Annotated in this window: 1 protein-coding gene; it reads right to left on the bottom strand. The window is 42.3% G+C overall.

Annotation, left to right across the window (positions count from 1 at the left end):
• Window positions 1-51: 51 nt before the first annotated feature.
• The coding region (locus H5058_RS18095; protein WP_182679374.1) for an RNA-guided endonuclease TnpB family protein at window positions 52-1,092 on the bottom strand (1,041 nt) is incomplete at its 5' end.

Here is a 1,092-nt window from a genome sequence, read left to right as displayed (position 1 = left end):
AGTGAACTACCCACCGACGCCACTACGTGTCGATCAATGGGCTTCTACAGTCTAGCTTATGAATGCTAGGCTGCTTCTTTTTTTCTCAGATCCAACAGCAAACTTCGATAGCTCGAAGACTTTCATTTTATTAGCTGCTTTCCGCTGAGAAGTGGGATTAACCCTTGCGACGATTCCAGCCGCTATTAAGTCTAACTCACCTGTGTTCGCTATGCTTTTAGCCGCTGAAAGGTCCCGATTTTGATGCACTCCGCAAGCCACACAAATGAAATGTCTATCGTTCAATGTTAAAACATGGTGCTGGCCGCATTCAGAACAAATCCCAGTCGATTTTTCAAATCGACCAATTTCATGATAGAGCTTGCCTGCAAGCTCAGCCTTGTATTTTGAAAGCTGAGTAATTAAGCCCATCACATTGTCGGCAACCATGCTGCCATTGAACTTTTGCATCCCTTTTACGTTTAAATCTTCAAACACTAAAATGTCATTTTCATTGGTTATCTGTCGTGAGATTTGGTGTGCAAAGTCGAGCCTTTGCCTTGAGATCTTACCGTGTAATTTATTGATGCGTTGTCTTGTTTTGTGCCAGCGATTTGAGCCTTTATTTCGGCGGGCAAGCTGACGTTGCAATTGATTTAATTTGGCTTTTGATTGCGTTAAAAACTTTGGATTGTCGGCCACGTAGCCGTTCGAGCCAACTACCGTTTGCTTTGAGTTAATGTCAAAACCTGTGATTGTTTTTAAAACGCGAAGCGCTGTTTTGCACTCCACTTCTTGAGTAATACTGCATTCCCATTTACCGTGGCGAAACTGAACAGTTACCGTTTTGATTTTGCTAGCCAGTTCGCGATGTAAAATGATAGGCACTTTACCAACTTTTGGAATACTGATAGTGCCATCTTCAATACGGATGCAATTAGAATTGTTTACCGCTCGAAATGAATCGTTGTGAAGTTTTTTCTTTTTGTATGAGATTTTATGCTTTGGAAAGCGCTGCAAACGGCCTTTCGAGATTGCGTTCTTTAACGCTGTTTCTAAGTCGCGAGCAACTTGCTGAGCTGCTGCCGAGTCAAAAGACTTAATCCACGTAAA

Origin of the sequence: Pseudoalteromonas sp. SR45-4, assembly GCF_014163535.1 — a bacterium.
Lineage (GTDB): Bacteria > Pseudomonadota > Gammaproteobacteria > Enterobacterales > Alteromonadaceae > Pseudoalteromonas > Pseudoalteromonas nigrifaciens.
Note: the sequence above shows the minus strand (reverse complement) of the source record. Positions and strands in the feature narration are given on the sequence as shown.